The organism is Mesorhizobium sp. M7A.F.Ca.ET.027.03.2.1, from assembly GCF_003999175.1.
Lineage (GTDB): Bacteria > Pseudomonadota > Alphaproteobacteria > Rhizobiales > Rhizobiaceae > Mesorhizobium.
This window is the reverse complement of record NZ_RZOM01000522.1, coordinates 1-4,155: the sequence shown is the minus strand read 5'-3', so window position 1 is coordinate 4,155 and position 4,155 is coordinate 1. Positions and strand designations below refer to the sequence as shown.

The following is a 4,155-nucleotide window of genomic DNA, read 5'->3' as shown; positions in this document are numbered from 1 at the left end:
AGCTGGTCCGTCCGTCCGTCGATATAGGTCTTGAACCCGTGGAAAATCAGCGTGCCGCCGAAATTGTAGGAATGCAGCACGTTGCCGGATAGATGATGGCTTTGCGCGAATGCCAGCGCCCCGCTGGCCGATGTCTTCGGACTTGGCGCTACCTGATAGACGCTGCCGAGCACAGCGACCCCGCCAATCAGCAGAACGGCTGCCGTGCCGCAGATGGCGTAGAACCGTCTGGCTAAGAATCTCTCCAGCCCGTCGCGCTTTTCGGCCAGCCATGCGGTGGCTGAAAGCGAGGGATATTGCTGTGCGACCTCTGCCGCCATCACCAGCGGAATCAGCAGGAAGAACAGATACATGAAGCGCACATGGGCGAGATAGACATGCAAGGTGAAGACGACGAACAACGCCTTGGCCCAGCCGATTCGCAATCGGGACACCAGTAGCCCGAAAAGCGCCAGCAGCATCACCGCTTCCTGGACGGGACTGTCCGGCGGATTGAACGGTTTCCATTCCATGATCAGCGACACTGCCTCATTGCCGTAAGCCACGGCGAGCGTCGCCAGGATGGCCTGGACGCCGTACGGGTGGATCAGGCTGACCAGCGGGCAAAGCAGGCCGAACGCGATCCACTTCGCCAGCAGGGCCGGTTTTGACAGGCCCGTGCGCGCCAGCAGATCGAGACCGGCGAAAGCCGCGATGACGAAGCTCAAGGTGAAGGTGGCGTGCAGGTTCGCCCATAATACGACCAGCACAAGCAGCCACCAGGGCGGCGCCCGTTCTTCCCTTGCCGCACCGAAGAGCACCGCCGTCCAGATGACGATGATCGGGAAGGTGAAGACATGCGGACGCGCCGTGAAGATCGGGTTGATCAGGAACACCGCCGCGAAGGCCAGTGTAATCGCCAGGATCGGTTTCAGCCATGCGCTGAGAAACCACCCTATGAGGAAAACCGTCAGGGAGATCGAGGCGATGATCGCGGTGACGACCCCGTTCCAGCCGCCCGCCCGGTAGGCAAGAGCCAGCAGGACCTGCCCCAGCCATTCCTTGGCAATCCAGGGCTGGCCGGCAAACGTGTAGGAGTAAGGATCGACCGTCGGAAATGTCCGGGTTGTCAGGAAATCGAGACCGACTTTCACTTGCCACCAGCTGTCGGGATCCTGCAGGGTGGCGCCTGCCTGGGCAGCCAACGCACCCGCCATCGCCAAGGCCGCGAGCAGGCAGAAGATCAGCCTGTTCCGCTCGTTGTATGTCGCGGCCGCCACACTGGCCTGAGCGTCGTTCATGATGCGCCGCCTCTGATCGGTTCCGGTGACAGTTGGGTTCAAGGTGTTGGACTGGCGGGCTGCCGCCGAGGCTTGTCGGCCACCCGAACTGTGCGGTCGGTGCTGTCGTCCCCACGTCCCACAAACACGAAGCGGGCCGAGCCAAGGTAGAAAACCACCGAATAGACGCAGATTCCCGCGAGGTGGACCAGCGGGTTTTCGACGATGCCTGCCGAACGGGCGGCGATCACGACGGCCAGATTGATGCTGTAGGCGACCAGAAAGACACCCCCGTAGCGCAGCGCGGTTCCGGGCTGGAAGCCATCGGCTCTGCTGAAGGTCCATTGGCGGTTGAGGAAGAAGCCGAGGACAAGGCCGGCGGCATAACCCGTGGCGTTGGCAAGGATGTCGCCCAGACCGAGCGCAAGCCCGGCCAGGATGACCGCGTATCCCAGCGCCGTGTTCAACAGACCGACGGCGCCAAATCGCAGCATCCTCGGGAAGTCAAACGGCAGGCTTGACCACATGCGCAAAATATTGGGCTCCGACAGGTACCTTGGTGAGGAAGCGCTCGAACGGCCTCAGTCTCGCAAGCATCCGAGGAAAGAAAATCCGGTAGACGATCCTCGTGTCGGCAAGGCCCGCCTCGGCCATGCGCCCGCGCATCTCGCGCGAATTTATCAAAACCGCGTTTTCGTCGAAGGCACAGTTTCTCACCGCGTGCGTGGTCAGCGGGTTCCAGGGATTGTGTTCGAAGACGAAGAAGCTGCCGCCATCGGCCAGCACCCTGCCGATTTCGGCGAACAGTCCGATCTGCAGGTTCTCGGGGATATGGTGGAAGACGCAGGCCGCGAAGGCCAGGTCGAAGCTGCCGTCGGCAAAAGGAATTGTCTTGCCGTCGAAATGCGTGAAGGCGGCCTGGCCGGGAAAGCGCTTGCTGGCGATGTCGAGCGATTCCCGCGAAGGATCGAGCAAGGTGATCTCCGCGTCGGGAAACGCGTTGCGCATATGGCCTAGCGAATTGCCGACGCCGGCGCCGAAATCCAGTATTCGTCGCGGTTTGACACCGGCCCGCCGCAGCGTCGCGGCGACGTCGTCGATCTTGTACCTGGCGAAGAAATCCGGGTTTTCGCCGCTCAGCCTTATGCTTGCGGCATGCTGCTCCTGATATTCCCGCGCAAACTGGTCGAACTCCGCCTCAAGCACGTGCGGCCCTCTTTGCCATCTCCTGCAGGCGATGGACCGGCAATTCGCCGTCCTCCACCGCCTGGCTGCGCGAAACGATCTCGTTGACGAAGTAGAGCGGCCGCCGCTTTGTCTCCATGTACATGCGCCCGAGATACTCGCCGAAGATTCCGAGCACCATAAGCTGGACGCTGCCGAGGATCAGCACGATCGCGGCAAGGCTGGTCCAGCCGGGCAACACGTTTCCGACCGACCATTCGAGCAGCGTGTAGCCGAGCACGACCAGGCCCAGAAGCCCGAACATCATTCCGAGCAGCGAGGCGAACCGCAAAGGGACGATGGAGAAGCTGGTCATCGCGTCGACCGCCAGAAGAAGCATTTTCTTCAGCGGATAATGGGTGGTTCCGGCAAAGCGGCGGTGCCGCTCATAGGGAAAGGCCACCTGTTTCAGCCCGATCCAGCTCACCATGCCGCGAATGAACCTGTAACGCTCTGGCATCGCGTTCAGATGGTCGAGCGCGCGACGGTTCATCAGCCGGAAATCACCGGTATTCGGGGCTATGTCGACGTCGACCATCCGGCGCAGCAAGCGATAGAACATGGACGCGGAAACGAGCTTGAACCAGCTTTCGCCATCGCGCGTCAGCCTCTGGCCGTAGACCACATCGAAGCCTTCGTTCATCTTCGTCATCATCGCGCCGAGCAGTTCAGGTGGATCCTGCAGGTCGGCATCGAGAATGAGAATGCGCTGGCCGCGACAGAATTCGAGCCCGGCGCTCAACGCGATCTGATGGCCGTAATTGCGGGCAAGGTCGATGGCGACGACATGGTCGTCCTTTTCAGCCAGCTGGAGAATGGCTTCGCGCGTGCCGTCGGTCGCGCCATCGATGACAAGGACGATCTCGTAGGAAGGGCCTTGTTCAAGGCATGCGGCCGTTACCCGCCGATGCAGTTCGGCCACGCCATCCAGCTCGTTGTAGCATGGGATGACCACCGACAGCATGACGCCGCGTCGCGCGGTGTTTCTCTCCGTCTCCACCAAAGCCTTGCTCCCGCTATTCGATTGGGAATAGCGGCAATTGGTTAGAAAACAGATAAGCCAGCGGGATCGCTGCGGCAGTAGCCGACAGTCTGCCATGCGCCTGGGCTCGGCTTGCGGCCACACTATGCTCGGTGTCTCGCTATCCCGCAGAACTCCCGGCTTGAAGCGGACAAGCCAAGTGCGTATGTCTGGCTGACGCCCTCTAGCCTGGGTACCTCAATCTGGAGACGGGCCTTGTCCGCATTGACGCGCTTTCTTGGCGACTCGCCGCTCAAGGTGATCCTGAAACTGCTGGTGGTGTCTTTCCTCGTCGGCCTGGTCATGAACGCCTTCGGCTGGTCGCCGATGGATGTGCTCTACGGCATCCGCAAATTCTTCATGGACCTGTGGAATCTTGGCTTCCACGCGATCGACCGTTTCCTCGGCTATATCCTGCTGGGCGCGGCTATCGTCGTGCCGGCCTTCATCCTGTTGAGGCTCGCCAACTACCGGAAGTAGAGCATGATCCCGAACCGCAGGTCCGCGTCAGCGAACCCTGGCACCCGGTTTTTGGACAAGATCGTGCTATCGGGCGTAGCCCGCGGCGACCTCGAACAGGATGGCGTGGCGCGCCGCGAGTGCGGGCACATCAGTTGAATAGCCACCGCCGATGACGCCACACACCGGAAC

At 61.4% G+C, this 4,155-nt stretch carries 5 protein-coding genes and 1 pseudogene; 1 reads left to right on the top strand and 5 read right to left on the bottom strand.

Features of this window, described 5'->3' with window-relative positions:
• The 4 genes from EN750_RS21265 to EN750_RS21250 all read right to left on the bottom strand — a co-directional run.
• The coding region (locus EN750_RS21265; RefSeq protein ID WP_127397552.1) for a hypothetical protein at positions 1-1,280 on the bottom strand (1,280 nt) is incomplete at its 3' end.
• Between the two features lie 38 nt (positions 1,281-1,318).
• On the bottom strand, positions 1,319-1,753 hold the full coding sequence (locus tag EN750_RS21260; protein ID WP_281035562.1) for a GtrA family protein: 435 nt from the start codon (positions 1,751-1,753) through the stop codon (positions 1,319-1,321).
• 10 nt (positions 1,754-1,763) lie between these two features.
• Complete coding sequence (locus tag EN750_RS21255; protein WP_127397551.1) at positions 1,764-2,465, bottom strand: class I SAM-dependent methyltransferase; 702 nt, start codon at positions 2,463-2,465, stop codon at positions 1,764-1,766.
• The gene (locus EN750_RS21250) at positions 2,458-3,447 is read right to left on the bottom strand and encodes a glycosyltransferase family 2 protein (RefSeq protein ID WP_189526359.1); all 990 of its coding nucleotides are present in this window, start codon (positions 3,445-3,447) and stop codon (positions 2,458-2,460) included. Before EN750_RS21250 ends, EN750_RS21255 begins: the two co-directional genes overlap by 8 nt.
• Positions 3,448-3,720: 273 nt before the next feature.
• Between EN750_RS21250 and EN750_RS21245 the strand changes: the two genes are divergently transcribed.
• The gene (locus EN750_RS21245; protein ID WP_013533620.1) at positions 3,721-3,984 is read left to right on the top strand and encodes a DUF6460 domain-containing protein; all 264 of its coding nucleotides are present in this window, start codon (positions 3,721-3,723) and stop codon (positions 3,982-3,984) included.
• Between the two features lie 66 nt (positions 3,985-4,050).
• Here EN750_RS21245 and EN750_RS40870 read toward each other — a convergent pair.
• Positions 4,051-4,155 (bottom strand): annotated as a pseudogene (locus tag EN750_RS40870) (histone deacetylase); the annotation flags it as partial.